Annotated in this window: 19 protein-coding genes, 1 tRNA gene and 1 pseudogene; 4 read left to right on the plus strand and 17 right to left on the minus strand. The window is 67.6% G+C overall.

Features of this window, described 5'->3' with window-relative positions; all coding sequences use genetic code 11:
- Positions 1-19: 19 nt before the first annotated feature.
- Positions 20-865 (plus strand): annotated as a pseudogene (locus tag C9I47_RS10915) (IS30 family transposase); the annotation flags it as partial.
- A gap of 11 nt (positions 866-876) precedes the next feature.
- Here C9I47_RS10915 and C9I47_RS17605 read toward each other — a convergent pair.
- The 4 genes from C9I47_RS17605 to C9I47_RS10930 are packed head-to-tail and all read right to left on the minus strand — an operon-like array spanning position 877 to position 6,738.
- Positions 877-1,209: a hypothetical protein gene (locus tag C9I47_RS17605; protein ID WP_145985495.1), complete on the minus strand. Its 333-nt coding sequence runs from the start codon at positions 1,207-1,209 to the stop codon at positions 877-879.
- A 2-nt stretch (positions 1,210-1,211) separates the two neighbouring features.
- A complete protein-coding gene (locus tag C9I47_RS18160; RefSeq protein ID WP_111266765.1) occupies positions 1,212-2,198 on the minus strand; it encodes an RHS repeat-associated core domain-containing protein in 987 nt (328 codons plus the stop codon).
- Positions 2,171-5,623, minus strand: coding sequence for a DUF6531 domain-containing protein (locus C9I47_RS10925; protein ID WP_111266766.1), 3,453 nt, complete (start codon positions 5,621-5,623; stop codon positions 2,171-2,173). Before C9I47_RS10925 ends, C9I47_RS18160 begins: the two co-directional genes overlap by 28 nt.
- The gene (locus tag C9I47_RS10930; protein ID WP_111266767.1) at positions 5,620-6,738 is read right to left on the minus strand and encodes a Fic family protein; all 1,119 of its coding nucleotides are present in this window, start codon (positions 6,736-6,738) and stop codon (positions 5,620-5,622) included. Before C9I47_RS10930 ends, C9I47_RS10925 begins: the two co-directional genes overlap by 4 nt.
- 447 nt (positions 6,739-7,185) lie before the next feature.
- On the opposite strand from C9I47_RS10930, the gene C9I47_RS10935 reads away from it, so the two are divergent.
- Entirely contained in the window at positions 7,186-8,979 is a 1,794-nt protein-coding gene (locus tag C9I47_RS10935; protein WP_111266768.1) for a vWA domain-containing protein, read from the plus strand.
- Between the two features lie 127 nt (positions 8,980-9,106).
- Here C9I47_RS10935 and C9I47_RS10940 read toward each other — a convergent pair whose 3' ends face one another.
- The 6 genes from C9I47_RS10940 to C9I47_RS10965 all read right to left on the minus strand — a co-directional run bounded on the left by C9I47_RS10940 (position 9,107) and on the right by C9I47_RS10965 (position 16,766).
- Positions 9,107-10,066 carry a TraB/GumN family protein gene (locus tag C9I47_RS10940; protein WP_111266769.1) on the minus strand — a complete coding sequence of 320 codons (960 nt, stop codon included), beginning with the start codon at positions 10,064-10,066 and terminating at the stop codon, positions 9,107-9,109.
- Between the two features lie 99 nt (positions 10,067-10,165).
- Positions 10,166-11,116 (minus strand): DUF1684 domain-containing protein, encoded by a 951-nt coding sequence (locus tag C9I47_RS10945; protein WP_111268096.1) that lies wholly within the window; start codon positions 11,114-11,116, stop codon positions 10,166-10,168.
- A gap of 51 nt (positions 11,117-11,167) precedes the next feature.
- Positions 11,168-13,162: a DNA mismatch repair endonuclease MutL gene (gene mutL / locus C9I47_RS10950; RefSeq protein ID WP_407067476.1), complete on the minus strand. Its 1,995-nt coding sequence runs from the start codon at positions 13,160-13,162 to the stop codon at positions 11,168-11,170.
- A complete protein-coding gene (locus tag C9I47_RS10955; protein WP_111266771.1) occupies positions 13,113-14,585 on the minus strand; it encodes an N-acetylmuramoyl-L-alanine amidase in 1,473 nt (490 codons plus the stop codon). Before C9I47_RS10955 ends, mutL begins: the two co-directional genes overlap by 50 nt.
- 161 nt (positions 14,586-14,746) lie before the next feature.
- Positions 14,747-15,217 (minus strand): tRNA (adenosine(37)-N6)-threonylcarbamoyltransferase complex ATPase subunit type 1 TsaE, encoded by a 471-nt coding sequence (gene tsaE / locus C9I47_RS10960; RefSeq protein ID WP_407067477.1) that lies wholly within the window; start codon positions 15,215-15,217, stop codon positions 14,747-14,749.
- Positions 15,210-16,766 (minus strand): NAD(P)H-hydrate dehydratase, encoded by a 1,557-nt coding sequence (locus tag C9I47_RS10965; protein WP_111266772.1) that lies wholly within the window; start codon positions 16,764-16,766, stop codon positions 15,210-15,212. Before C9I47_RS10965 ends, tsaE begins: the two co-directional genes overlap by 8 nt.
- 25 nt (positions 16,767-16,791) lie before the next feature.
- Between C9I47_RS10965 and queG the strand changes: the two genes are divergently transcribed.
- The gene (gene queG, locus C9I47_RS10970) at positions 16,792-17,889 is read left to right on the plus strand and encodes a tRNA epoxyqueuosine(34) reductase QueG (RefSeq protein ID WP_190238486.1); all 1,098 of its coding nucleotides are present in this window, start codon (positions 16,792-16,794) and stop codon (positions 17,887-17,889) included.
- A 331-nt stretch (positions 17,890-18,220) separates the two neighbouring features.
- Here the strand turns inward: queG and C9I47_RS10975 are convergent, their stop codons facing one another.
- From C9I47_RS10975 to pcnB, 7 genes are all read right to left on the minus strand, one after another.
- Positions 18,221-18,595, minus strand: a complete 375-nt coding sequence (locus C9I47_RS10975; protein WP_111266773.1) for a VOC family protein — start codon at positions 18,593-18,595, stop codon at positions 18,221-18,223.
- 1 nt (position 18,596) lies between these two features.
- Positions 18,597-20,120 carry a glucose-6-phosphate isomerase gene (gene pgi, locus C9I47_RS10980; protein WP_111266774.1) on the minus strand — a complete coding sequence of 508 codons (1,524 nt, stop codon included), beginning with the start codon at positions 20,118-20,120 and terminating at the stop codon, positions 18,597-18,599.
- Positions 20,121-20,142: 22 nt separating this feature from the next.
- Entirely contained in the window at positions 20,143-20,523 is a 381-nt protein-coding gene (panD, locus tag C9I47_RS10985; RefSeq protein ID WP_111266775.1) for an aspartate 1-decarboxylase, read from the minus strand.
- 188 nt (positions 20,524-20,711) lie between these two features.
- Positions 20,712-21,563: a pantoate--beta-alanine ligase gene (panC, locus tag C9I47_RS10990; protein WP_111266776.1), complete on the minus strand. Its 852-nt coding sequence runs from the start codon at positions 21,561-21,563 to the stop codon at positions 20,712-20,714.
- Positions 21,564-21,606: 43 nt separating this feature from the next.
- The gene (gene panB / locus C9I47_RS10995; protein ID WP_111266777.1) at positions 21,607-22,443 is read right to left on the minus strand and encodes a 3-methyl-2-oxobutanoate hydroxymethyltransferase; all 837 of its coding nucleotides are present in this window, start codon (positions 22,441-22,443) and stop codon (positions 21,607-21,609) included.
- A 30-nt stretch (positions 22,444-22,473) separates the two neighbouring features.
- A complete protein-coding gene (folK, locus tag C9I47_RS11000; RefSeq protein ID WP_111266778.1) occupies positions 22,474-22,983 on the minus strand; it encodes a 2-amino-4-hydroxy-6-hydroxymethyldihydropteridine diphosphokinase in 510 nt (169 codons plus the stop codon).
- A gap of 27 nt (positions 22,984-23,010) precedes the next feature.
- Positions 23,011-24,354, minus strand: coding sequence for a polynucleotide adenylyltransferase PcnB (pcnB, locus tag C9I47_RS11005; RefSeq protein WP_111266779.1), 1,344 nt, complete (start codon positions 24,352-24,354; stop codon positions 23,011-23,013).
- A gap of 122 nt (positions 24,355-24,476) precedes the next feature.
- Here pcnB and C9I47_RS11010 point away from each other — a divergent pair.
- Positions 24,477-24,552 (plus strand) — tRNA-Glu (locus C9I47_RS11010).
- Positions 24,553-24,684 lie beyond the last annotated feature (132 nt).

Here is a 24,684-nt window from a genome sequence, read left to right on the forward strand (position 1 = left end):
ACGGCTACCGGGGGCAGGTCATCCCAGCACCATTGGCCGCGAGTTGCGCCGCAATCGCTCGGGTGCAGCGTATGTCGGCCCGATTGCCCACGGGCACGCCAAGCGTCGCCGGCACGTAGCCAGTTCGCGACCGCAGTTGCCCGCCACCACCCTGGTCTTGATCGATGAAGGGCTGGCCGAGCGCTGGAGCCCCGAGCAGATCCACGGGCGCAGCGCTTTGCTGGGCCACGGTCGCGTCAGCCGGACGACCATCTACCGCCATATCCATCGGCGGGGCCTGCGTCACCAACTGCGCCTGCCCAAGCGCCGACGCGGTTATGGGCGTAGCCGGCCGCAGCGTTTCACCGACCGCAAGTCGATCCATGAGCGCCCGCCCGAGGTGGCTGCCCTGAGCCGGTTAGGCGATTGGGAGTTGGACACGATCCGTCCGGCCCGCGGTGGTGCCGTGATCGTGACCATGAACGAGCGAGTCAGCGGCTTCATCCGGTCGGGCTGGAGCCCCAACGGAAAAGCCGGCGAGGTCGCCCAGATCATCGGCTCGCGCCCGTGGCCGTTGCGCCGCCACGTGCATACCCTGACCAGTGATCGCGGCAGCGAGTTTGCCGAGGATACGGCGATCGAACGCGAGCTAAAGGCGGCAATGTACTTCGCCGATCTGCACGCGCCTTGGCAGCGCGCTCGCAACGAGAATCACAACGGCCTGGTTCGCCAGCATTTCCCACGCGCCGCGGACTTCAGCGCCATCACCGCCGAGCAACTGCAACTCGCCGAGGATCAGCTAAACGACCGACCCTGGAAACGGCTGCAGTTCCTGACGCCGGCCGAGGTATTCTTCAACTACGAACGCATTGCACTTCAGGGTTGAATCCGCCGCCACTACCCCTCACTCTCCTTATTGGACTTCGATCTTTGAAGCCATCCGGAAACCCCAAGCACCATCAGTCCAAACCCAAAAACAATAACTTCCAGCCTCGCTGGCTGGAGCTGCTTACTTCTTGCAGCCAGCCCGTCTATGTAAGCCTCTGGTTTTCCTTGCGCGCGCGACGTTTCAATCTGCACCCTTAACCCACCCATGCCAAATGTAACGGATGCGACTGAGCAGGCATACAAGAACACAGACAACGCAATCCGCATCCAAGCCTTCTTTACAAATCCTGCAAGCAAAAAAGCTGCCAGGACTATCGCTGCTGCTACAAGAAGACTATTCATGATCAGCTCCCGCAGCCACATGTAGTGAGCGCACTCTCAATTTCGTTGATTGCACGCCGAGCGCCTTCAAGGATGTCATCTCGACTATCCATATCAAAATCGAACGAGCCCTTATACGAAGGCGTCCCACGCGCCCGGTAATCCTCGTCAAAATCATATCCGACGCCGCCCCACATAACCAAGGCAAGGCCGCGAGATTGACCATAGTACCACCCAGCATAGCCGGCCACATAATTTCCAAATTGAGCCGCATCCATTGTTCGGCCACCAAACGAAAATGTGGAATCAGGCTCTCGAACCCTGTAGTCCAATTTTCCTATTTCGAAGGCCCCCCAGCCAGAATGATTGCTTAGCGCCTCCCACGTCGCCTTCTTCAGCGGGCCGGTCATTTGATCTCTTACGCTTTCCAAGATCGTCTGCGTTTCACAAACGGTATAGTCTTTTAATCCCATAGGATCAACTCGAGCAATCGGATTACCGCCGACATAGGCATACGTATTCAGCCCACCTGCCAACCCTATCGGGTCCGACTGGATATACCGTCCAAGGCTCGCATCGTAGTCGCGGAATCCGTTCTGCCACAGTCCGCTCTCGGCATCGTAGTACTGACCTGGAAAGCCGATATTGAGACTGCCCACACCACCCAGGCTGTTCTGCGTGACGGTGCGACCAAAGGCCTCGTTGCTGGCTCGCCAGACCCGCGCCTTGCTCTGGTTGGTGACCTGCTCTGGACGCCCCAAGTGATCGTTGTGAACGTAGTTCTTCGCGCTGCCGTCCACGAATCCCAACAACTCGCCGCCCAGCCAGACGTAATGGCGCCAGTGGTGGGTTCCACCACTGGTGACGCCGCCCTTCTCCGCCATCAGCTTGCCGCCTGGACCATAGATGTAGAAAGCGTTCTTCGGAGCCCCCTGGGTCTTGTACACCCGCTGACCGAGTGCATTGGCCCAATAGACGGTCCTTACTCCGTCCTTCCGGACATCGTACATCCGCCCAAAAACGTCGTAGGTGTATGTATCGCTGCCGGCGCTGGCGATATTGCCATCCGCATCGTAGCTGAAGTTCCGCGAGCCGGCGGCCAGAAGGCGATTGCTCCCGGACGCGATCTGATACAGGTCAGGAACCTGTGACACGCTCCCCTTCTGCCCCCCTGCTCCGTACGGTTCCCGTTGACGTCGTACTTGTAATACGAATAGTTGGTGGAACTGCCATAGGTTTCGTTCAGCAGGCGTCCAAGCTCATCGTAAGTGTAATTCTGGGTCAGGCTGCCGTCGACGCCATTGGTAATCCGGGTAATACGGTCGTTCTTGTCGTAGAGGTAGGCAAGGCTCTGCAGGCTCGTAGAGCCATTCTTGGTATGGATACCGGTCACCCGTCCGTCGGTATCGAACAGACGGGTTCTGGCCAGGCCATTGCCATAAGTCAGGTTCGCCATAGGGCCGAACGGTTGGTACTGGATATTGCTGGCCAGGGTATGCGTGACCCCGCCGATCGTCGCCGTCACCGTCTTCACCCGACCATAGCTGTACCCGTAGCCCACCGACACGTTGCCGGGGTAGCTGATGCCGGTCAGCCGCCCCAGATTGTCATAGGCATAGCCTTGATCGAAGCCCGACGCGCCGCCGATCCGCTGCTGCTGGGTCTCAAGCAGCCCCTCGGGAGTATAGGTGTAGTCGAGCTGACCGTACTCGTCCCAGACCTGGCACAAGCGCCCCTTGCCGTTGGCGCATGCGTCATAGGTGAACCGATGCTCCTTGTCGGCTATCGTCCGCGTCACCATGCGACCCAGACTGTCATAGGCGAACGTGGTTATCGTGCCATCGGCACGCGTCATCTTCGTCTGCCGGCCGTACTGATCGTATTCGAAGGTGATCGACCCGGTATCGGGACTTGTCTGCTGGAGCAGATTACCAAACCCGTCGTAGGCATAACGAGTGATCTTGCCCCGCGGATCGGTAACGCTAACGACACGGTCGAGTGCGTCGTAGCCATACTTGGTCAGCGCTCCGAGTGCGTTCTTCGTCTGATACAGACGATCCAGCGCGTCATGATAGAACGTGGTCGTCTTGCCCAACGAATCCTTGATCGTCTGGATATTGCCGTTGAGATCGTAGGTGTAGCCAACGTTCTGACCTGAGTTGCCGGTTCGAGCTCGCACACGGCCCAACTCATCGTAGGCCGAGAAGCTCGAACGCTTCAGTACCGGGCCGGTGACCTCGACCATTTCGAAATCCGGTTCCGCACACTGATTCTGAGGAGCGCCGATCGGTGCCCGGCAAACGAAACGACTTTCGGTATAGGTCTCCACCGAGTAAACGCGTGCAGCCGTCACATTCCCCATTGCGTCGTATGTATAGGCCTGCTGCTCCTGAGTACCGCCGCCACTGAGCATGCCACTGGAGTTGATCCTGATTCGCGAGAGCAAGTCGCGGTTGGCGTCGTAGTAGTCGTAGTCGGTCGCCACGCCATCAGGGGTCGTGACCTTGAGCAGGCGACCATCACCATCATAGGCATAGACGGTATCCTGGGCACCCCCATTGAGATAGGTTCTCCGCTTGGATATCCGCCCCCGCGCATCATAGGTGAAAGTCACCTTGTCGCCATTCGGGCCGGTGATGGTACCTGGCTGACCGCGGAGGTTGTAGCCGCCGTATACGGTCGCGTGCCCCAGACTGTTGACGATCGAGTACAGATAGCGGCTGGTCCCGTAGTTGTACGTTACCCTGTCGCCGGTGCCCGGCAACGGCCCATCGACGGACATGGATTGCAGCATGCCGTCGGGATAGGTGGAGTACGTGTATGTGGTGACCTGCGGCTCCGTCCGCCCCACTCCCGACAGATTAGTCCGGGTAACCGAGGCCATACGACGGTCGGACGTATAGGAGTAGGTAATTCTGAGCAGGCCCGAGGGCGTCGCGCTGGTGATACCAACCGTTTCACTGGAAACGCGATTATTGCTACCCCAGGCAATCAGCCTCGTACGTGCCAGGGCCGTACCGTAGGCCTCGATCTTCTTGGTCAGCTGCCCCTGGGAATTGTAATAGAAGCGGGTTTCGTTGCCCTTGGCATCGACCTTTATCGTCGGATAGCCGTTGGCGTCGTACTCCGTATCCACAGCCGTGGTATATGGACAATAGGTGCTGGGCTGACCTGTCATCGAAACGGGCTTGCCATCCTCGAACACGTGCGTGGTCCGCTTGCCAAGAGGATTGGTCTCGTAAACCGTCAGCTTGCCATCCGCATCCTGCGAATAGCTGAAAGTATGCTTCTGAACGCCATTGTGCTCGGTGCCAGTGGCGTAGCCGTTGCTGTCGTATGTGAACTTTGAATAGCGAATGCCGTTGACCGACTTGCCGGTGAGCGCATCGGGGCGCGAGGACATCTCGTAGTGGTAGGTGATCGTCGTCGCCGGCGTTCCTGGCTTTGACACCGAGGCCAGACGATGCAGTCCTGTACCGAACTGGTTGGCGTGATAGGCAAAGCCATAATACTGTCCTGCAGGATCACGCACAGCAGTCAGCTGTCCGTTGCTCCACGTGAACTCGATATAACGGGCGGGCTCGCTCGTGTGCGTGACACGGGTCGGATAGGTGCCACTGTAGGAGTAGATCCAGCCGTTCCCTTGAGGGTTTCGCACCACCCGAATACGGCCGCTCTGCCCATATGTTTCGACGCTGCCATCGGCATTGTACAACTCGAAGCCGGTGGCTCCGCGGTTGATTATCTTGGCGACAGGATTCGCCTTGTCCTCGTAGAAGATCCCATCACTGGCGTTGCGAATGAACTTGATCGTCCTGCCACTGGGACGCCAGGCGTAGATGACCGTCTTCGAGCCGATCGTACACGCTCCCCCGCCTGGTCTTGGAAAACAGCTGTCCACCTCGGTGCTGTCGAAGGTCAGCATGTAGTCCATATTGCTGATCCAGTGCTTTCCGAACATCCCTACACCGGTCCAGTAATGGTTGTACGTCCGGGCAAGCATGAGCCCGCGTTCGGTCGCTTCCTGGAAATCAAGCTCCTCTTCGATCTTGTTTCCGGTACTGATGATGATCGGATTGCCGCGCTTGACCGAACAGCCTTGATCATGACCGGCAAACCGATCCCCTATGTCGATACCACGATCTTCTTCGTAATAGTCGCTATCTTCACCCGAGGTCGAACCGCCGCCGCCCCAGTAATTCATGCCGCCGCCGCTCCAGCCCCCTCCATCATTGGGTGGTCTCGTCCCGACCACTACGCAGTAGCCTTGCTGATTGCCATTCTTATCCGTATAGGTACCGCAAAACTCCGCCCTGGCGGCACTCGATGCCATTGCCCCCAGGCCGCCTGCAGATATCAGAAGGATGCACCTTACAGCCGCGGACAGATTGCGGTTGGCTCGCTGAGTCAGCTCGGATCCCGAAAAAAAGTTCATTCCATCATTCCTTTAAAGTTCCTGAGCGCGAACTGCGCCGATGCCTCGGCCTGCCCCGCGATTTCATCCACCAGCGCATCAATCGAAATACCGTACGGCGACGCCGTCAGGCCACCATGTTCCAGCGACTGCAGAAGCCCCCCGGCCACCCGGGAGGACACACCGAGCACTTGCTTCACCTCTCCCTCTGCCAGCCGCCCGGTCACGAACAAGCATCGCGCCAGTCGTCTCAGCTTCGCCCTGTCCTTGGCAACCCGGCGCAGGGCATCGTCTACGCACCGGACGACTTGAAAGGCCGAGCTTTCCCTATAGGTCTCCAGCAGCCGATCCGTATAGGCCGCACAGACCTCCAGATAGGCCCTCAGACCCTGCACGCGAGCCTGCGGCCAGATGCGCTCGGCCAGCGCCTGCATGCAAACCGTCTGGAAACTCATGGCCGCCATTGTCGTGACCAGGGAGCGGCGTTCGACCGCCAGAGTCAGGGCACGAGTCCAACGCCCGTTCCCGTCCCGGAACGGATGCGCATGCACGCAAAAGAACCCAAGCACTGCGACCCGGTCCACAGCGGAAACACCGGTCGCGTCGAGTGCAATCCCGTCGACGAGTTGGGCCATCAGCTCGGGAACGGCCTCATGCGGAGCGTAGACGTGTAGCGCCTCGCTGGCGACCGGACTCCCGGTGAATACGATCTGCTGCCGAATAGCCTGCGCCTTCCGGTCGACCCGGGCGGCAATCGTGTCCAGGTCCGCCACCGTGTCTATTGGCGGTGCCTGCCACAACAGATCAAACAGCAGGCCGGCCTGTGCGGGGTTGCGTACGCCAGCGTAGCCGCGGCGTGCAACCAGGTACAGCAGGGCGGCCGCATGAACTTCCTCATCCATTCCTGTGCCTGCCGACTCCGAACCGACCTCACATCGCATCAACAGATCGCGAAGCGCGTCGGGGATGAAGTAATGGATGGGGCGTTTGGTGATTCCCGAAGGAATATGAACGGACCGTCCCGTCGGCCTGTCCAAGCCCCCATCCAAGGCAGCCGCGGACTCATCTGTCCCTGCCACGCGATCGTAACCTGATGGAAAATTCGAACGCGCCATCGCATCCTCCTTGACGCGCATGCTCTAATCCGGGTTCATCGGAAGCCGGAGGCAACCGGAGGAACAGTAACGGCGGACGGCTCGCCCGCTCTCGCCACCAAGGCCACAGCGGAAGAGTGGACCGTCATCCGATGATCAACCCGATTAGACATGATGCAGCGCACAGTTCTGTTGAAGGCGAGGGGGAATCTACATCCTCACGCTCTGCCTGGTCAACGAGATCGCAGTGTTCAACAGATTAGTGCTTTTCACCCCCAACCATGCTCCGAAGCCTCACGCTGGGTTGATCGAAGGCAAGGCTTCTCGAACGGCGAACGGATTATCTGAACTGACCTGTTCTCGGCAAACCCGGGCCATCGAGTGCCCCTCGCAGCGCCGCTCCCGCGTGCTGCGCCCCAACCCGCCAACCCCATTCTCCGTTGCCGTGCGTTGAAGTCCATGAACGCCAACCACGCAAGGGAGCACTGCATGAACCTCATCGCCCGTCGGGCCCCTCTCGCCGCCGCCCTCGCCGCCTGTCTGCTGGCCGCCTGCCAGTCGGCCGGACCGCAGTCGAACGACGATGCCCCGGCCAGGACCGAAGTCGCCCCCACTCCGGCCGAAGCCGCGAGGCAGGCCGCCGAAGCGCGTCGGCAGGACGACGAGGCCAAGGCTCTGCGCGAGGAATCGGAATCACTGGACCGGGTCGAGGTCACCGGCGCCCGCGCCCGTCGTTCTAAGGTGGAAGTGCCGCAGGCCAACCTGTCGGCCCCGGCCCCCGCCATGGCCTACGCACCGCCGCCGGCCCCGCCCTCGCCGCCGTACTACAGCCAGCCGGCCAACACCGAGAAATACGCCGAGCGCGACGACAATCCGGTCCAGCGCGCCAGCGAACAGCCGGTGTCGACCTTCTCGATCGACGTCGACACCGGCAGCTACACCAATGTGCGCAGGATGATCGGCGACGGCATGCGTCCGCCGGCCGACGCGGTGCGCGCCGAGGAGTTCCTCAACTATTTCGATTACGGCCACCCGGCCGCGGCCAGCCGCGAAGTACCGTTCCGGGTCTCGACCGAACTCGCGCCGGCACCGTGGAACGCAAAGCGGCAGTTGCTGATGGTCGGCATCAAGGGCTACGAGGTCCCCAAGACCACCCTGCCCCCGGCCAACCTGGTCTTCCTGATCGACACCTCCGGCTCGATGAACGCCCCCGACAAGCTGCCGCTGCTCAAGCGCGCGTTCTCGATGCTGGCGCGCGAAATGCGCCCGCAGGACCGCATCTCGATCGTGGTCTATGCCGGCTCGGCGGGGCTGGTGCTGCCGCCGACCCCCGGCGATCGCCAGGGCGAGATCCTCGCCGCGCTGGAACAGCTGCAGGCCGGCGGCAGCACCAACGGCGGCGAAGGCATCCGCCTGGCCTATGCGATGGCGCGGCAGGCCTATGTCGACAACGGCGTCAACCGGGTGATCCTCGCCACCGACGGCGACTTCAACGTCGGCACCGTCGACAACAACGCGCTGGAGACCCTGGTCGGCGACCAGCGCAAGTCCGGCATCGCCCTGACCACCCTTGGCTTCGGCCGCGGCAATTACAACGACGCCTTGGCCGAGCAGTTGGCCGACGTCGGCGACGGCAACCACGCCTACATCGACAGCGCCCAGGAAGCGCGCCGGGTGCTGGTCGAGGAAATGGGTTCGACCCTGTTGACGATCGCCCGCGACGTCAAGATCCAGATCGAGTTCAACCCGGCCTGGGTCGCCGAATACCGTCTGATCGGCTACGAGAACCGCGTGCTCGCGCGCGAGGACTTCGCCAACGACAAGGTCGATGCCGGCGACATCGGCGCCGGTCACGAGGTCACCGCCCTGTACGAGATCACCCCGGTCGGCTCGGGTGTCGAGCGGCTGCCGGCGCTGCGCTATGGCGCGCAGGACGCCACGCGGACCGACGCCGCGGCGCGGGGCTCGGAACTCGCCCACCTGCGCCTGCGTTACAAGCGCCCGGGGGAGGACGACAGCCGTCTGATCGAAACCCCGATCCGCGCTTCGCAACTGCAGGCGAAGGCCAGCCCCTCGCTGCGCTTCGCCGCCTCGGTCGCCGGCTTCGCCGATCTGTTGCGCGGCGGCAGCCGCTTCGACGGCTGGGGCTGGGACCAGGTGCTGGCGACCGCGCGCGGTGCCCGCGGCGACGATCGCTCGGGCCAGCGCAGCGGCTTCGTGCAACTGGTCGAAGCGGCGCGGCCGATGATCGAGCCCGACACCGACGCGGTGGTCAGCGAATAAGCGCGCGTTCGCGATCCCCACGCAGCCCGCGCCATGGACGCGATCCCGCCTTCGGGATCGCGTCCGCGGGCGGCGGGCCGCTGCGCCGGCCCGGCCTCCCCCGGTCGGGAGGAGCCCCGGCCGTCCGTCAGTCGGCGCTGCAGGCCGAGCAGATGCGCTCGATGCGGTAGCCCGCCTCGCGCAGGCCTTCGATCAGGCCATCATCGCCGGCCAGGTGCATCGCCCCGACCACGACCAGGACATCGTCCTCGCCTTCGCCATCGAGCATCTCGCGCAGTTGCGGCAGCCAGGCCTGGTTGCGCTCGATATTGACCAGCCGGTAGGTCTCCGGGGTCTTTTCCTTCATCTGCTCGATCGCATAGCGCCGCAGCGCCTCGAGGTCGCCCTGGCGCCAGGACTGGTGCAGTTTGTCGAGCTCGCGCGCGGCCGCGGCCGGATCCTCGACCAGCTCGCTCAGCCCCAGCACCTGTTCGTCCATCGGCGCGCCGTCGAGCACCGAGAGCTGATGATCCAGCGATTCCAGGCCCGACGCCGGCTTGCCGGCCTTGCCGGCCAGCTGCATCAGGTGATTGTCCAGGCCGTGGGCGCCGCTGAAGCCCAGCGGTTGCGCCATTCCCATCACCAGCGACAGGTTCACGAACCACGGCTCGAACCGCTCGACCGCCGCGACCGGCTGTCCCGCCGCCGCCATCATCGTCGAGAGCTTGTCGTAGGTCTCCGGCGCCAGCACCTGGCTGAGCTTGCGACCGTCGGCGAAACCCGCCGCCTGCAGGAACTTGGTCGTATTGGCCGGATCGTTGACCTGGTCGGGCGGCACCTCGAACACCACCCGCTCGGCGTCGTCGAACGCGGCCTGGATGTCGTCCGAAAGCGGATAGTCGCTGGACTTGAGCATGTGGAACGAGCCCAGCAGATAGACCGTGTTGTCGTCGTCGGACACCTGCCACAACAACGGCACAGGCGGCGCGGCAACCTCGGCCGCGGGATTGGCCGCGACCGCCGTCGGCGACTTCGCGAGAGAGGGCAGGACAGCCAGCGACAGAGCCGTGGCCAGCACGGCTGCGACGAGCGGATGACGGGGGCGCATGAGTCTCCTTGTCGGATTCTTGAATGGACGTTCCAGGTCGTTGTCCGGGGGGGGGAGCCCCCGGGGTACTGCCGGCCGGCGCGCGGCCGGCCGAGGGCCTTACTTGGCCGAGTAGCTGTAGGTCTTCTCGCCGGCGGTGATCGCCAGGTCGATCCGGTTCTCCAGCGGCGGCAGCGGGCAGGTCGCGAACGCGGTGAACGCGCACGGCGGGTTGTAGGCCTGGTTGAAGTCCAACTGCACGCGTCCCTGCACGTCGGGCTTGGCCGCGTACAGGAAGCGCCCTGCACCGTAGCTGTCGTGGCCGCTGGTGCGGTCCGCGAACACCAGGAACAACTCCTCGCCGCCCTCGTCCAGCGCCTCCAGCCGGTAGCTCTGGCCGTCGCGCTCGAACTCGACCGCACCGGGATTGGAGACATCGTCGGTGGTGCCGACGATGTTGCCGATCGGCAGCGTCTTGCCGCGCGGATGGGCGATGAAGCGGCCCTGGATCCGCCAGCTCTCATCGGCCGGCCAGTAGTCGATGCCCTTGAACCCGCTGCGGGTCGGCGCGTCGGCATGCTTGACGCGCAGCGCGTAGCGGTCGCCCCGGCTGAGCACGGTCAGCAGGCCCTTGCCCTCGTCGAAACCGATCACGCTCGGACCGGCCGGATCGCTGTCCGCCCGCAGCATCGTCGTCGCGGTCAACGGCTCGCCGTCCACGGTCAGTTCCGCGCCCTTCTCCGGCACGAAGCGGATCTGCCCGGAGGCCTTCAGTTCGATCATGCCCATGTGCTCGGGGCCGGCCGCCAGGCGGATGCCGTTGTCGGCATCGCTGCCCATGTAATGCGGCCCCGGCTCCAGCCAGTGCAGGCCGACCAGGGAGGTCCAGCCGTCGGGCTGGGTCAGCCGCGCCGCGCGTTGCTCGCGCCAGCGCTGCTGCTCGGCCTGGAACGCACTGGCCGCGGCCTTCGCCGCCGCCGCGGCGGCATCCTCGCCGGACTCGGCGGAATCGCCGCCGCAGCCGCCCAGGGTCATGCCCATCGCCAACAGGCCCATCGTCATCCACCTCATGCCAATCCGGTTACCGTTCGTGTTGCCGATCATGTCTCGCCCCTCTGAAACTCAGCGCCCCCGCAGGAACCATCGATCGATCTCGGGCAGGCTGAAGCGCGCCCAGGTCGGGCGTCCATGATTGCACTGACCGGAACGCTCGGTCGCCTCCATTTCGCGCAGCAGGGCGTTCATCTCGGGCAGAGTGAGACGCCGGTTCGCGCGCACCGCGCCATGGCAGGCCATCGTCGACAGCAGTTCGTCGCGGGCGGCGGCGACCCGGCGCGACTCGCCGTGCTCGCGCAGATCGGCCAGCACATCGCGCAACAACGCCTCGACGTCTCCGTGCGCCAGCAGCGCCGGCACGCTGCGCAGGGTCAGCGACTGCGGACCGCTGCGGGTCACTTCGAATCCCAGCTCGCCCAGCGTCGCCGCCTCGCGCTCGGCGACATCGGCCTCGCGTTCGGACACCGCCAGGGTGGCCGGCACCAGCAACGGCTGCGTGCTCAGGCCCTCGCCGTCGTGGGCGTTCTTGAGCTTCTCGTAGCCGATACGCTCGTGCGCCGCGTGCATGTCGACCACGACCAGCCCCTCGGCCGATTCGGCAAGGATGTAGATGCCGTGCAGCTGCGCCAACGCATAGCCCAACGGCGGCAGGGTCGCATCGCCGCTGTCGGGCAGCGATTGCGGCGGCACCGGCGTCGCCGCGCTCGCGGCGCCGCCACCGCGGCTGCCGTAGAGCGCGGCATAGCCGGCGCGGGTCTCGGCGACCTGCAGCCCCAGCGGCGTCTGCGGCATATAGCCGGTATTGGCGGGCGCCGGCATCGTGCCGCCCTGCTGCACCGGCGCGGCGAACGGCGGCGGCGCCATTCCGGCCTCGTCGGCGCGTTCGGTGCCGACCCCGGCCGCGGTACCGGCGCGGGTGCCGGCCAGCGCTTCGTGCAGGGTGCGATAGACGAAGTCGTGGATCAGCCGCGCGTCGCGGAAACGGACCTCGTGCTTGGCCGGATGCACGTTGACATCGACCCGGCGCGGATCCAGTTCCAGGAACAACACATAGGCGGGGTGGCGGCCGTGGAACAGCACGTCCGAGTAGGCCTGCTTGACCGCGTGGGCGACGCTGCGGTCGCGCACCGCGCGGCCGTTGACGAACAGGTACTGCTGGTCGGTGCTGGCGCGGTTGTAGGCCGGCTGCGCGATCCAGCCGTGCAGGCGCAGGCCGGCGGCGGCATGGTCGACACGCAGCGCGTTGCGACCGAACTCTTCGCCCAGGGTCTCGTTGATGCGCGTGTCCGACAGCGCCGCGCCGTCCAGTAGCGAGCCCTCGCCCTTCCAGCGTCGCGACGGCTTGCCGTTGTGGGTCACCCGCAACTCGACATCGGGACGGGCCAGCGCGAGCTGACGCAACCACTCCTCGATGTGCCCGAGCTCGGTGCGTTCCGCGCGCAGGAACTTGCGCCGCGCCGGCGTGTTGAAGAACAGGTCGCGCACCTCGACCGTGGTGCCCTGCGGGTGCGACTTGGGCATCACCTCGCCGACCCGGCCGCCGTCGACCTCCAGCACGTGGCCGTGCTCGTTGTCGGCGTGCCGCGAACTCAGCGCGAAGCGGCTGACCGAAGCGATCGACGGCAGCGCCTCGCCGCGGAAACCGAGCGTGGCCACGCCCTCGAGGTCGTCGAGCGAAGCGATCTTGCTGGTCGCGTGCCGGGACACCGCCAGCGCCAACTGGTCGGCGCCAATGCCGCCGCCGTTGTCGCGGATGCGGATCAGCCGCACCCCGCCCTCCTCCAGATCGATGTCGACCCGGCTGGCGCCGGCATCGAGCGCGTTCTCGACCAGTTCCTTGACCACCGAGGCCGGCCGCTCGACGACCTCGCCGGCGGCGATCTGGTTGATCAGGATGTCGGGGAGTTGTCGGATCGTCACGTGCTTCTCGTCGGCTGCCTGCGGGCAACGGCACGGCGTGGTGTCGTCGCCCGATGGACTGCGATGATAACGAAGCCGTGCGCGCTCGTGGCTACGGGCTGCCGCCCGGCCCGCTGGCACCCGCGATCTCGGCGCTGGCACGGGCCGCGTACAGGGTGCCCGGCGGCGGCTGCCGCACGAAGTAGGCGTTGACGCCCTCCAGCACCGCGGCGGCGAGCTTGCGCTGATGCCCCGGACTGGTCAGCAGGCGCTCCTCCTCCGGGTTGGAGATGAAGCCGGTCTCGACCAGCATCGCCGGCATGTCGGAGGTGCGCAGGACCGCGAAGTTGGCCTTCTCGACCCGACGCTTGTGGCCGATCCGGCCAAGGCTGTCGAGCACGTGCACGGCCGCTTCCTCGGACGCCTTCATCTGTCCGCTCTGGGTCAGGTCGATCAGCACGTTGGCGAGGGTGTTGCTGGTCTCCTGCAGGCGCACGCCACCGATCATGTCGGAGGCGTTTTCCTTGTCGGCCAGCCAGCGCGCACGCTGCGAGGTCGCGCCGCGCAGCGACAGCACGTAGACCGAGGCGCCGCGCGCACTGTGGTTGTGCGCCGCGTCGGCATGGATGGAAACGAACATGTCGGCCTTGGCCTGGCGCGCGAGCACCGCACGCCGGTTCAACGGAATGAACACGTCGGTATCGCGGGTCAGGTAGGCCTTCAGCCCGGGGGTGGCGTTGACCTGACGGGCGAGTTCGCGCGCGACCGCCAGGGTCACGTCCTTCTCGCGCTTGCCGTTGGGGCCGATGGCGCCCGGGTCCTGGCCGCCGTGGCCGGCGTCGATGGCAATGATCAGCGGCCGCATGCCGGCACCGCGGCCCATGTCCTGCAGGGTACGGCCGCGCGGCGCCGGATCGGCGGCAAGCGCGGGCGCGGCATTGCGCGGCGCGGCGGCACTGGCCACGGTCGCCCCGGCCGGTGCGGGCGAGGCCTGCGACGGCGATTGCTGGGCGGCGCGCGCCGCCAGTTCGGTGATCAGGCGGGTGGTCGCGGCCGCTGAGGCGGCGCTATCGGGAGCGGCCGCTTCGGCGCCCGCCGGAGACGGCTGCCGGGCCGGGATCGAACCCGACACGGTCGCCGGCGCGGACGCCGGCACGGTCACCGCACCCGCGGCGGCCGGGGTTGCAGCGGCGACGGCCGCGGTCGAGGCGCCGGCGCCATCGCCCGGCCACTCCAGCACCAGACTCGGGCCGGCGGCACCGGATTCCATACGCGGCTTGAGCACCGCCACCGGCTGGGCCAGGTCGAACACGATGCGGGTGGTGCCGGCGACCGGATGACCGGTACGCACCGCCTTGACGATTCCGGCGCCGCCGGGAACCTTCAGATTCGCCGCCAGTTCCGAGCCGGGAAGATCGACGACCAGGCGATCGGGCCCCGACAGACTCAGGGTCCGGACTTCCGCCTCGCCGTCGAGGACGATCTCGGCGCGGGTGCCGGTCGCCCCAGAACTCAGGCGCAAGTCGTTGATTTTGGAGGCATGCGCAAGGTTCCAGGCCAGGGCGCCGAGCAGCGCCATGGCCATCAGGAGTTTCTGAACGGTGGCTCCCCTTGCACGCATGGACGCTAGTCAAGCACCACAGACATGCATTTGCAAGTCTTTTTTCCTTATGAATCCGATACCTGCCGCCACTTCCTTCATTTCCGTTCAGGAGTAGCCGACAACTTCAGGTTTTCCTGCCGGCCTCAGGCCCGGGGATGCAATGCCCCCAGCCAGGCCGCTCCGACCGCCGACGCCGGCACCAGGTGCGCGCGCCGGCCATCGCCTTCGACCGCCAGTTCGACCACCAGGTCCGCGCGCGGCAAGGCGCCAGCGCCACGTTCGGCCCACTCGACCAGCCACAGGCCCACCTCGTCGGCATCCAGGCCCAGGTACTCCAGCTCGCCGGCATCGGCGATGCGATACAGATCCAGATGCCAGGCCTCGCTGCCGTCGGCCAGCGGATAGCGCTCGACCAGGGTGTAGGTCGGGCTGCGGATGGTGCCGCCGACCCCCAACGCCCGCAGCAACGCCCGCGCCAGGGTCGACTTGCCGGCGCCCAGGTCGCCGCGCAGGTAGACCACCGCCTGCGGCGGCCGGGTCGCGGCCATCCGTTGCCCGAGCGCGGCGGTCGCCTCGGGATCGGCCAGTTGCAGCTCCATCACCGCATCACTCATTTCGCGCGGACTCCGGGAAGGAACGGGATGGCGGATTGCCCAGACGGCGCAGCCAGGGCATCAGGTCCGAGGGCAGCAGGCCGCGCTCGCCGGCCTCGGCGGCGGCGGCGTCGGCCGCCAGCGAATGCAGCAGCGCGCCGCAGCAGGCGGCCTCGAAGGCAGGCAGCCCCTGCGCGAGCATCGCCGCGATCACGCCGCACAGCACATCGCCCATGCCGCCGACGGCCATGCCCGGATTGCCGGCGGCAAGCACGCACGGGCGCCGGCCGCGGGCGGCGATCACGGTGCCGGCGCCCTTGAGCACGACCACGCCGCCGTGACGCGCGACCAGGTCCGCTGCGGCGCCGAGACGATCGCCCTGCACATCGGCGGTCGAGCGGCCGAGCAGACGTGCGGCCTCGCCCGGGTGCGGCGTCAGCACGGCATGGCCGGAAGGTACCGCCGCCCCCTGTGCGAGCAGGTTCAGCGCGTCGGCGTCCAGCACCGCGCAGCGGGCGGCGCCCAAGGCCTCGAACAGCCCCCGCCCCCACGTTCCCTGCCCCAGGCCGGGACCGATCGCCAGTACCTCGGCCGCCGCCAGCATCGGCTCGAGCGAAGCGTCGCCGAGCGCATCGACAGCGTGCACCATCGCCTCCGGACGTCGTGCCAGCATGGCCGCCAGGTGCGCGCTGCGGGTAACCACGTCGACCAGTCCGGCGCCGCTGCGCAGCGCGGCTTCGGCGGCAAGCAGGATCGCGCCGCCGTGTCCCAGATCGCCGCCGACGCAGAGCACCCGACCGTTGCGGCCCTTGTGGCTGTCGCGACGGCGTGGCCGCAGCCAGCGGCCGAGATCGGCCGACGTCAGCAGCTCCGCAACCGGCTCGAGCCCGGCGCGGTCCTCGGTCGCCAGGCCGAGATCGGCCAAAGCACGGATGCCGACATGGTCCAGTGCCGCGCCGGTGACCAGGCCGGCCTTGGCGGCGATGAACTCCAGGGTGCGTTGGGCAACCACCGCCGCGCCCGCGACCGAGCCGGTCGCGGCATCGACGCCGCTGGGTACGTCCAGCGCCAGCACCGGCAACGCCGCGGCATTGATCGCCTCGATCAGCGCGGCCGCCTCGCCCTCCGGCGCCCGCGCCAGCCCGATTCCGAACAGCGCGTCGACAACCAGTTCGCAGTCCGGCAGTCCTCCGGCGAACGTCTGCTCGCGGCCACCGTCGGCGCGGTAACGCTCTGCCGCGGCAACCGCCAGATCCCCGCGCGGCGCATGCGCGGGCAACCGCACGACGACCACCTCGCGCCCCGAGCCCAGCGCATGGCGGGCCAGTTCATAACCATCGCCACCGTTGTTGCCGGGTCCGCAGACCACCACGATCCTGTGCGCATCGGGCCAGTGCGCAAGCAGCTCGCGCCACGCCGATTGGCCGGCGCGACGCATCAGTTCGGCGGCATCGCCCAGGCGCTGCGCGGCCCGCGTCTCGATCGCGCGCAATGCGGCCACATCGAACAGGCCGACGCCGGATGGCGCGGCAACGGATGGCGATCCGCCCGGAAAGGACTCGGCATGCATCGGGCGATTCTATACTTGCACTGTCGTGAACACCGCCGCCGCCCCGGATGTCGATTACGCCGCGCTGGCCGAGCGCGTGCGCGAGCTGGCGCGCGAGTTCGGCTTCCAGCGCTGCGGCATCGCCGGCATCGAGCTGGGCGAGGACGAGACGCATCTGCGCAGCTGGCTGGCCGAGGGCCTGTACGGCTCGATGGACTGGATGGCCCGCCACGGCGACAAGCGCTCGCGCCCGTCGGCGCTGATCCCGGGCACGCTGCGGGTGATCTCGGTCGGCCTGGACTACGGCCGCAACGATGGCGAGGAGGCCTGGGACACCCTCGCCGACGGCGAGCGCGCCTATGTCGCCCGCTACGCGCTGGGCCGCGACTACCACAAGCTGATGCGCCAGCGCCTGCAAAGGATGGCCGAGCGTCTGGCGATCGAGGTCGGCGCGTTCGGCCATCGCGTGTTCGTCGATTCCGCGCCGGTGCTGGAACGCGCACTCGCGCGCAACGCCGGCCTGGGCTGGATCGGCAAGCACACCTGCCTGATCGACAAGGACGGCGGCTCGTGGTTCTTCCTCGGCGAGATCTATGTCGACCTGCCGTTGCCGATCGATCCGCCGGCCAGCGCGCACTGCGGCACCTGCACCCGCTGCATCGACATCTGTCCGACCCGCGCGATCGTCGCGCCGAACCGGCTCGACGCGCGCCGCTGCATCGCCTATCTGACGATCGAGCACGAAGGCGCGATCCCCGAGCCGCTGCGCGAGCCGATCGGCAACCGCATCTTCGGTTGCGACGATTGCCAGCTGGTCTGCCCCTGGAACAAGTTCGCGCGCCGCACCGACGAACCCGACTTCCGCGCCCGCAACGACCTCGACCGCGCGAGCCTGGCCGAACTGTTCGCCTGGGACGAGGACGAGTTCCTGCGCCGCACCGAGGGCTCGGCGATCCGCCGCAGCGGCCACGAGCGCTGGCTGCGCAACATCGCCGTCGCCCTGGGCAACGCACCGACCACGCCGGAAGTGCTGGCCGCGCTGGCGTCGCGTCGCGACCACCCCAGCGCGCTGGTCCGCGAACACGTCGAATGGGCGCTGGCCCGGCACGCGAAGGAAGCCGATCTCCCGCAGGGGCGGCCGTAGGAGCGGTGTGAGCCGCGATGAAGCATTCATGGAACGCCCCTCGCGGCTTACGCCGCTCCTACGAAGAGCGTCCGTCTACCTCATGAGCCCAGCCCCCTGAGTCAGGGGGCGATTCGCATCGCAGATGCGAATGGGGGTGTGGCAGCGCGACGGCGGGGCCCGAGGTTTGAGTAGCGAACATTGGGAGATATCCGGGCGCAGCCGGATATCGTCCCCCCTGACTCAGGGGGCTGGCGATGTCCTTGGGGCAAGGATTTCCTGTAGGAGCGGTGTGAGCCGCGATGAAGCATTCATGGGAACGCCGCTCCTACGGGTCAAAGGTCGTGAAGACTCAGGCCGGGTTGGCGATCTCGATCAGGTTGCCGTCGGGGTCGCGGAAATACACCGACGTGATCGGCCCGGTTGCGCCGGTGCGCGGCACCGGGCCGGCCTCGATCGCGACCTCGAGCCGGCGCAGGCGCGCGATCACCGCATCCAGCGGTTCAGTGGTCAGCAGACAGAAGTCGCCGCTGCCGCGGGTCGGGGCGGCGGCATGCGGCTGCAGCTCGCGGCCCGCCTGGTGCAGGTTGATCTTGTGCGCGCCGAAACGCAGCGCGTGGCGGCCCTCGCCGAACACCACGATCTCCATTCCGAGCACGTCGCGGTAGAACGCGCAGCTGGCCTCGATCGATCGGACGGTGAGCACGAAGTGATCGAGGCGGATCATGTCAGCTCCGTCGCAGCTCTTCGAGCAGGACCCGGGTCACCGGGTCGTCGGCCTCGGCCTCGCCGGCCAGCGCCGGCAGCAGGCGGCTGGCGACCTGCTTGCCGAGCTCGACGCCGAACTGGTCGAAGGCGTTGATGCCCCAGGCCACCGATTGCAGGTAGACGCTGTGCTCGTACAGCGCCAGCAGCGCGCCGAGCGCGCGCGGGGTCAGCGCATCGAGCAGGATCGTGGTGGTCGGACGTCCGCCGGCGTAGGCGCGGTGCGGATCGTCGCTGCCCTGGCCGTTGGCGAACGCCTCGGTCTGGGCCAGCAGGTTCGCATGCAGCGCGCGATGGTTCTCGGCGTACGGCGCGTCGGCACGGACCACGCCGATGAAGTCCGCCGGCACGATCGACGTGCCCTGGTGCAGGGCCTGGAAGAAGCTGTGCTGGGTATCGGTGCCGACCCCGCCCCACCACACCGGCACGGTGTCGCCGGCCACCGGCGAACCGTCGCGGCGCACCGACTTGCCGAGGCTCTCCATCACCAGTTGTTGCAGGTAGTTCGACAGCAGCCTCAGGCGCTCGTCGTAGGGCAGCACCGCGTGGGTCGCATGACCGAGCGCGTTGCGGTTCCACAGCGCGGTCGCCGCATGCCAGGCCGCCAGATTACGCTCCAGCGGCGAGCCCAGCACGTGCGCGTCCATCTCGGCGGCGCCGGCGAGGAAGGCCTCGAACGCGTCCATGCCGATCGCCAACGCAATCGGGAAACCGACCGCCGACCACAGCGAATAGCGGCCGCCGACCCAGTCCCACATCGGCAGGATGCGCTCGGCCGGAATGCCGAAGGCCTCGGCCGGCCGTTCGACGTTGGCCGACACCGCGTACAGCCGCCGTGCCGCGCCCTCGCCCAGCCAGTCGCGCAGCACCCGGCCGTTGAGCAGGGTCTCCTGGGTGCCGAAGGTCTTGGAGATCAGGATGCCGGCGGTCCGCGCCGGGTCCAGGCCGGCCAGCACCCGCTGGGCCGCGTGGCCGTCGACGTTGGAAAGGAAGTGCACGCGCAGGCCGCGCGCGGCCGGGTCGGCCAGCGCATCGACCGCGAGCCGCGGACCGAGGTCGGAACCGCCGATGCCGACGCTGACCACGTCGGTGACCGCCTCCGCCTCCAGCGCCGCGACCAGCTCGCGCATCCGCGCGCGCGCCTGCAGCGCCTGGGCGTGGGCGGCCTTCGCCACCGGCGCCTCGGACAGGTCGCCGCGCAACGCGGTATGCAGCACCGCGCGGTCCTCGGTCAGGTTGATCTTCTCGCCATCGAACTGGGCGCGGATGCGGCCGGAGGCGTCGGCCTCGCGCAGGACCGCAAACAGCGCTTCGAGCGCGTCGCGGTCGTAGCCCTGGCGGGCGAAGTTGGCGTAGACGGGGCCGACCCGCAGCGCCAGCTCGCGGGCGCGGCCGGGGTCGGCACCGACCAGGTCGGAGGTGCGCCGGTCCTTCAGGCGCGCCACATGGGGCTGGAGAGCGGCGTCGATCCTGTCCGTGGCGGTCATCGAAGGCCTTTGGTGCGGACCGTCAGGCGGCCTGGGCGGGAATGGAATGGTTGGTATGGGTCAACCGGTTCTCGCGGTCGACATAGACCAGGGTCGGCTTGAACTTGGCCGCCTCGGCTTCGTCGCACTGGCCATAGGCGCAGATGATGACCAAGTCGCCGGGCTGGGCCAGATGCGCGGCGGCGCCGTTGACCGAGATCACCCCGCTGCCTTCCTCGCCGCGGATCGCGTAGGTCACGAAGCGCTGGCCATTGTTGATGTTGAAGATGTGCACCTGCTCGTATTCGCGGATGCCCGAGATGTCGAGCAGGCGGCCGTCTATCGCGCACGAGCCCTCGTAGTGCAGCTCGGCGTGGGTGACGGTGGCGCGGTGGATCTTGGCCTTGAGCAGGTTCAGCAGCATGTCGGTTCTCCGTCGCGGGACGGCTCGGCGGGGACTGGAGCGTGGAAGATGGCGGGCGGCGCGGCGGGCAGTCCGCCGGGTCCTCCTGCCTGGGCTCCCGAGTTTAGCAGTCGATGGCGCGATGCAACATAACCGCGCCTGACGCGACCGCATCCCCCCCTGCCCGGCCGCGCAACACGGCGTTGCGCTCAGCGCTCGAATTCGAGGTTGTCGATCAGCCGGGTGCGACCGAGCCGGGCCGCGATCAGCGCCACCCAGGCGCCGTCGGCATCGGCCGGCGCCGGCTCGGACAGGTCCGGGCGCCGGATCGCGGCGTAGTCGACCGCGAAGCCCTCCGCCCCCAGGCGCTCGGCCGCATCGGCCTCGACCTGCGCCCAGGGCCGCCCGGCACGCACGCCGTCGCGCATCTCCAGCAAGGTGGCGTGGATACGGGCGGCGAGCGGGCGCTCGGCGGCCGACAGGTACTGGTTGCGCGAACTCATCGCCAGGCCGTCGGGCTCGCGCAGGATCGGCGCGGCGGCGATCTCCAGCGGGAACGACAGCTCGCGGACCAGATAGCGGATCACCGCCAGTTGCTGGTAGTCCTTGCGGCCGAACACCGCGACATCGGGCTGGACCTGGTTGAACAGCCGCGCGACGACGGTGGCGACGCCGTCGAAATGGCCCGGACGATGCGCCCCTTCGAGCACGCCGGTGACGCCGGGCACGCGCACCTGCACGCTGGCGTCGACCCCGTACGGGTACATCGTCTCCACCGACGGCAGCCACAGCGCGTGACAGCCGGCCGCTTCCAGCCCGGCCGCGTCGGCCTCGGGCGTGCGCGGGTAGCGGGCGAAATCTTCGTTGGGACCGAACTGGGTCGGGTTGACGAACACGCTGGCGACCACCCGGTCGGCGTGGCGCAGCGCCAGCTCGACCAGCGAGAAATGGCCGGCGTGGAGGTTGCCCATGGTCGGCACCAGCGCCACGCGCAGGCCGGCGCGCTTCCAGTCGGCGACGCGCGCGCGCAGCGCGCCCGGATCGGTAAGGGTTTCGAGCATGTCGTCGGGATCTTTCGGTGGGAGACGGTCGCGGCGGCGACGCTCAGGCGTAGGAATGGTCCGCGTCGGGGAAGCGGCCTTCGCGCACCGCGTCGGCGAAGGCCGCGCAGGCGCCGGCGACCGAGCCGCCCTCGGCGAGGAAGTCCTTGACGAAGCGCGGCCGGCGATGACCGCTGTTGAGACCGAGCATGTCGTGCAGGACCAGCACCTGGCCGTCGCAGCCGGGGCCGGCGCCGATGCCGACGGTCGGGATCTCCAGTTCGCCGCTGATCGCGGTGGCGACCGGGGTCGGCACGCATTCCAGCACCAGCAGGCTGGCGCCGGCCGCCTCGACCGCGCGCGCGTCCTCGCGCAATCGCGCCGCCGCGGCCTCGTCGCGTCCCTGCACCTTGTAGCCGCCCAGCCGCAGCACCGACTGCGGCGTCAGACCGAGGTGGGCGCAGACCGGAATCTCGCGTTCGACCAGGTAGCGGATCACCTCCAGCTTGTGGCCGGCGCCCTCCAGCTTGACCATCCCCGCCCCGGCCCGCAGCAGCGCCACCGAAGCCTCCAGCGCGCGCGCCGGATCGGCGTCGGCGGCGAACGGCAGATCGGCGATCAGCAGCGCACGGGACAGCCCGCGGGCGACGCAGGCGGTGTGGTAGGCGATGTCGTCGACGCTGACCGGCAGGGTGCTGTCGTGCCCCTGCACGACCATGCCCAGCGAGTCGCCGACCAGCACCAGGTCGACGCCGGCGGCGTCCATCGTGCGCGCGAATCCGGCGTCGTAGCAGGTCAGCATCACCAGCTTGTTGCCGTCGCGCTTGGCCTGGCGCAGCTCCGGCACGGTCCACGGCTTGGCGCCTGCGGCGCGGGTCTGTTTGGAAGTGGGGGCGTACATGTGCCTGGAGCCTGTTTGCGCGGATCTGCCCTAGCGTAGCGCTTCGATGCCGGTGATCGCCATCGCTTCCAGTTGCGCGCGCGCCGGACCGACGCCGGGAATGACCGCCTCGGGCGCGATCTCGACCAGCGGCAGCAGCGCGAACGCGCGCTCGTGCAGGCGCGGATGCGGGACCTGCAGACCCGGCAGGTCGATCGCCGCGTCGCCGTACAGCAGCAGATCCAGGTCGAGCGTGCGCGGGCCCCAGCGCGGCGCATCGCCGCCGCGGTCGCGACCGGCGTCGCGCTCGATCTCCAGCATCGCCGCCAGCAGCGCCTCGGGCGCCAGCGTGGTCTCCAGCGCCGCCACCGCATTGATGAAGTCCGGCTGCGCGGTCATGCCCCAGGCCGGGGTCCGGTAGAAACGGGAGACCGCGCGCAGGCGCGAGCCCGGCAGCGCGGCAAGCGCATCGACCGCGGCGCGCAGGGTCGCCGGCACGTCGCCCAGGTTGCCGCCGAGGCCGAGGTAGGCGACCACCGGCCGCTTCGCTTCATTGCCCATTGCCGTCGCCCGCCGATTGCCGCCGGCTCACCCCGATACGGGTTTGCGACGGCGGCGGCGACGGCGGCGCGGCGGCGACGCCGTCTCGATGTCGTCCTCGGCGTGCCGTGCCGCCTCCAACTGCGCGGCGAGCACGTCGCCAGGCTTGGCCTGGGCTTCGCGCCAGAAGGCCACGTCGTCGGCATGCTCGGGCGAGGCGGTCAGGCGCAGGCTGAGGAAATCGAAGGCGGCGCGGAAACGCGGATGCGCGAGCAGACGGAACACCCGCTTGCGCTGGCGGCCGCCGAAGCGCGACTGCAGCAGCCAGATCTCCTGCATCGGCTGCGAGAACCGGCGCGGCAACGCGACCGTGTCCAACTGGTGCACGGTGACCCGGTCGGCGGCGCGCCGTTGCGCCTCGGCCGCATGCACCTGCTGGGCCTGGAGCTGCGCCAGGGTCCGGCAATACGCCGGCCACAACAGCAGCGCGAACAGGAACGCGGGCGACACCGGCTCCTCGTTGGCGACCCGCTGATCGGTGTTGCGCAGACCTTCCAGCAGCATCCGGCGCAGCGCGCCGCTGCGGTTGGAGGCCAGTGCCGCGGCGCTCTCCGGCAGCAGCACCGGCAGCAGACCGTGGCGCTCCAGACCGAGGAAGCTCTCGACCGCATGCCCGGACAGGAACAGCTTCAGGCATTCCTCGAACAGCCGCGCCGGCGCCGACTCGGCCAGCAGCGGCGCCAGGGTGCGGATCGGCGCGGCGGTCGCCGGCTCGATCTCGAAACCAAGCTTGGCCGCCAGCCGGATCGCCCGCAGCATCCGCACCGGGTCCTCGCGATAGCGCGTCTCCGGGTCGCCGATCAGGCGCATCACCCGGTTGCGCACGTCATCGAAGCCGCCGACGTAGTCGCGAACCGAGAAGTCCTCGATCGAGTAGTACAGCGCGTTGGCGGTGAAGTCGCGACGGATCGCGTCTTCCTCGATGGTGCCGTAGACGTTGTCGCGGACCAGGCGGCCGCCGTCGACCTCGCGGTCGCCGCTGCCGTCGTCGCTGTTGGCACGGAAGGTGGCGACCTCGATGATCTCGCGGCCGAACACGACGTGGGCCAGACGGAAGCGACGCCCGATCAGGCGACAGTTGCGGAACAACTGCTTGACCTGCTCCGGGGTCGCATCGGTGGCGACGTCGAAGTCCTTGGGATGTCCGCCGACCAGCAGGTCGCGTACCGCTCCGCCGACCAGATAGCCGGCAAAGCCGGCATCGCGCAGGCGATACAGCACCCGCAACGCGTTGGAGCTGATCTCCTTGCGCGAGACGCAGTGCTGGTCACGGGGAACGGTCCGCAGCGAGACGGCGGGCGTGGAATTTTCGGTGTGGTGATCGGCTGGCATTCGGGCGGACTTTGCCGCAGCTCAATGGAATGTAAAAGAGGCGCAGAAAATCGTTGCCAATGGCGGCAACAGCCCACTATACTAGCAGGCCGCCCTGGTGCTGAGCGCCACGGCGGATCCCAGCTCCCTTCGTCTAGAGGCCTAGGACGTGGCCCTCTCAAGGCTAAAACAGGGGTTCGAATCCCCTAGGGAGCGCCATATCCCGAAAGCCCGTGCCGCAAGGCACGGGCTTTCTCATATCCGTCGCTCCCGGGGGATTTGAACGGTTCGACGGATTCGTCGGGAACGAATCCGGACAGCCGCAGGCTGCCCGCAGGGCGCGGCACCGGG

Source organism: Marilutibacter maris (assembly GCF_003233695.1).
In the GTDB taxonomy this organism is placed as follows: Bacteria; Pseudomonadota; Gammaproteobacteria; order Xanthomonadales; family Xanthomonadaceae; genus Marilutibacter; species Marilutibacter maris.

Coding starts and splice junctions, on each gene's coding strand:
- panC (WP_111266776.1), bottom strand. CDS start 21,563: ATGCTCGAAACCCTTACCGATCCGGGCGCGCTGCGCGCGCGCGTCGCC.
- C9I47_RS18160 (WP_111266765.1), bottom strand. CDS start 2,198: ATGTACGATGTCCGGAAGGACGGAGTAAGGACCGTCTATTGGGCCAAT.
- C9I47_RS10945 (WP_111268096.1), bottom strand. CDS start 11,116: ATGAGGTGGATGACGATGGGCCTGTTGGCGATGGGCATGACCCTGGGC.
- tsaE (WP_407067477.1), bottom strand. CDS start 15,217: ATGAGTGATGCGGTGATGGAGCTGCAACTGGCCGATCCCGAGGCGACC.
- pcnB (WP_111266779.1), bottom strand. CDS start 24,354: ATGCCAGCCGATCACCACACCGAAAATTCCACGCCCGCCGTCTCGCTG.
- folK (WP_111266778.1), bottom strand. CDS start 22,983: ATGGGCAATGAAGCGAAGCGGCCGGTGGTCGCCTACCTCGGCCTCGGC.
- C9I47_RS10935 (WP_111266768.1), top strand. CDS start 7,186: ATGAACCTCATCGCCCGTCGGGCCCCTCTCGCCGCCGCCCTCGCCGCC.
- C9I47_RS10940 (WP_111266769.1), bottom strand. CDS start 10,066: ATGCGCCCCCGTCATCCGCTCGTCGCAGCCGTGCTGGCCACGGCTCTG.
- C9I47_RS17605 (WP_145985495.1), bottom strand. CDS start 1,209: ATGAATAGTCTTCTTGTAGCAGCAGCGATAGTCCTGGCAGCTTTTTTG.
- panB (WP_111266777.1), bottom strand. CDS start 22,443: ATGTACGCCCCCACTTCCAAACAGACCCGCGCCGCAGGCGCCAAGCCG.
- C9I47_RS10925 (WP_111266766.1), bottom strand. CDS start 5,623: ATGAACTTTTTTTCGGGATCCGAGCTGACTCAGCGAGCCAACCGCAAT.
- pgi (WP_111266774.1), bottom strand. CDS start 20,120: ATGACCGCCACGGACAGGATCGACGCCGCTCTCCAGCCCCATGTGGCG.
- C9I47_RS10955 (WP_111266771.1), bottom strand. CDS start 14,585: ATGGCCATGGCGCTGCTCGGCGCCCTGGCCTGGAACCTTGCGCATGCC.
- C9I47_RS10930 (WP_111266767.1), bottom strand. CDS start 6,738: ATGCGCGTCAAGGAGGATGCGATGGCGCGTTCGAATTTTCCATCAGGT.
- C9I47_RS10965 (WP_111266772.1), bottom strand. CDS start 16,766: ATGCATGCCGAGTCCTTTCCGGGCGGATCGCCATCCGTTGCCGCGCCA.
- C9I47_RS10975 (WP_111266773.1), bottom strand. CDS start 18,595: ATGATCCGCCTCGATCACTTCGTGCTCACCGTCCGATCGATCGAGGCC.
- panD (WP_111266775.1), bottom strand. CDS start 20,523: ATGCTGCTGAACCTGCTCAAGGCCAAGATCCACCGCGCCACCGTCACC.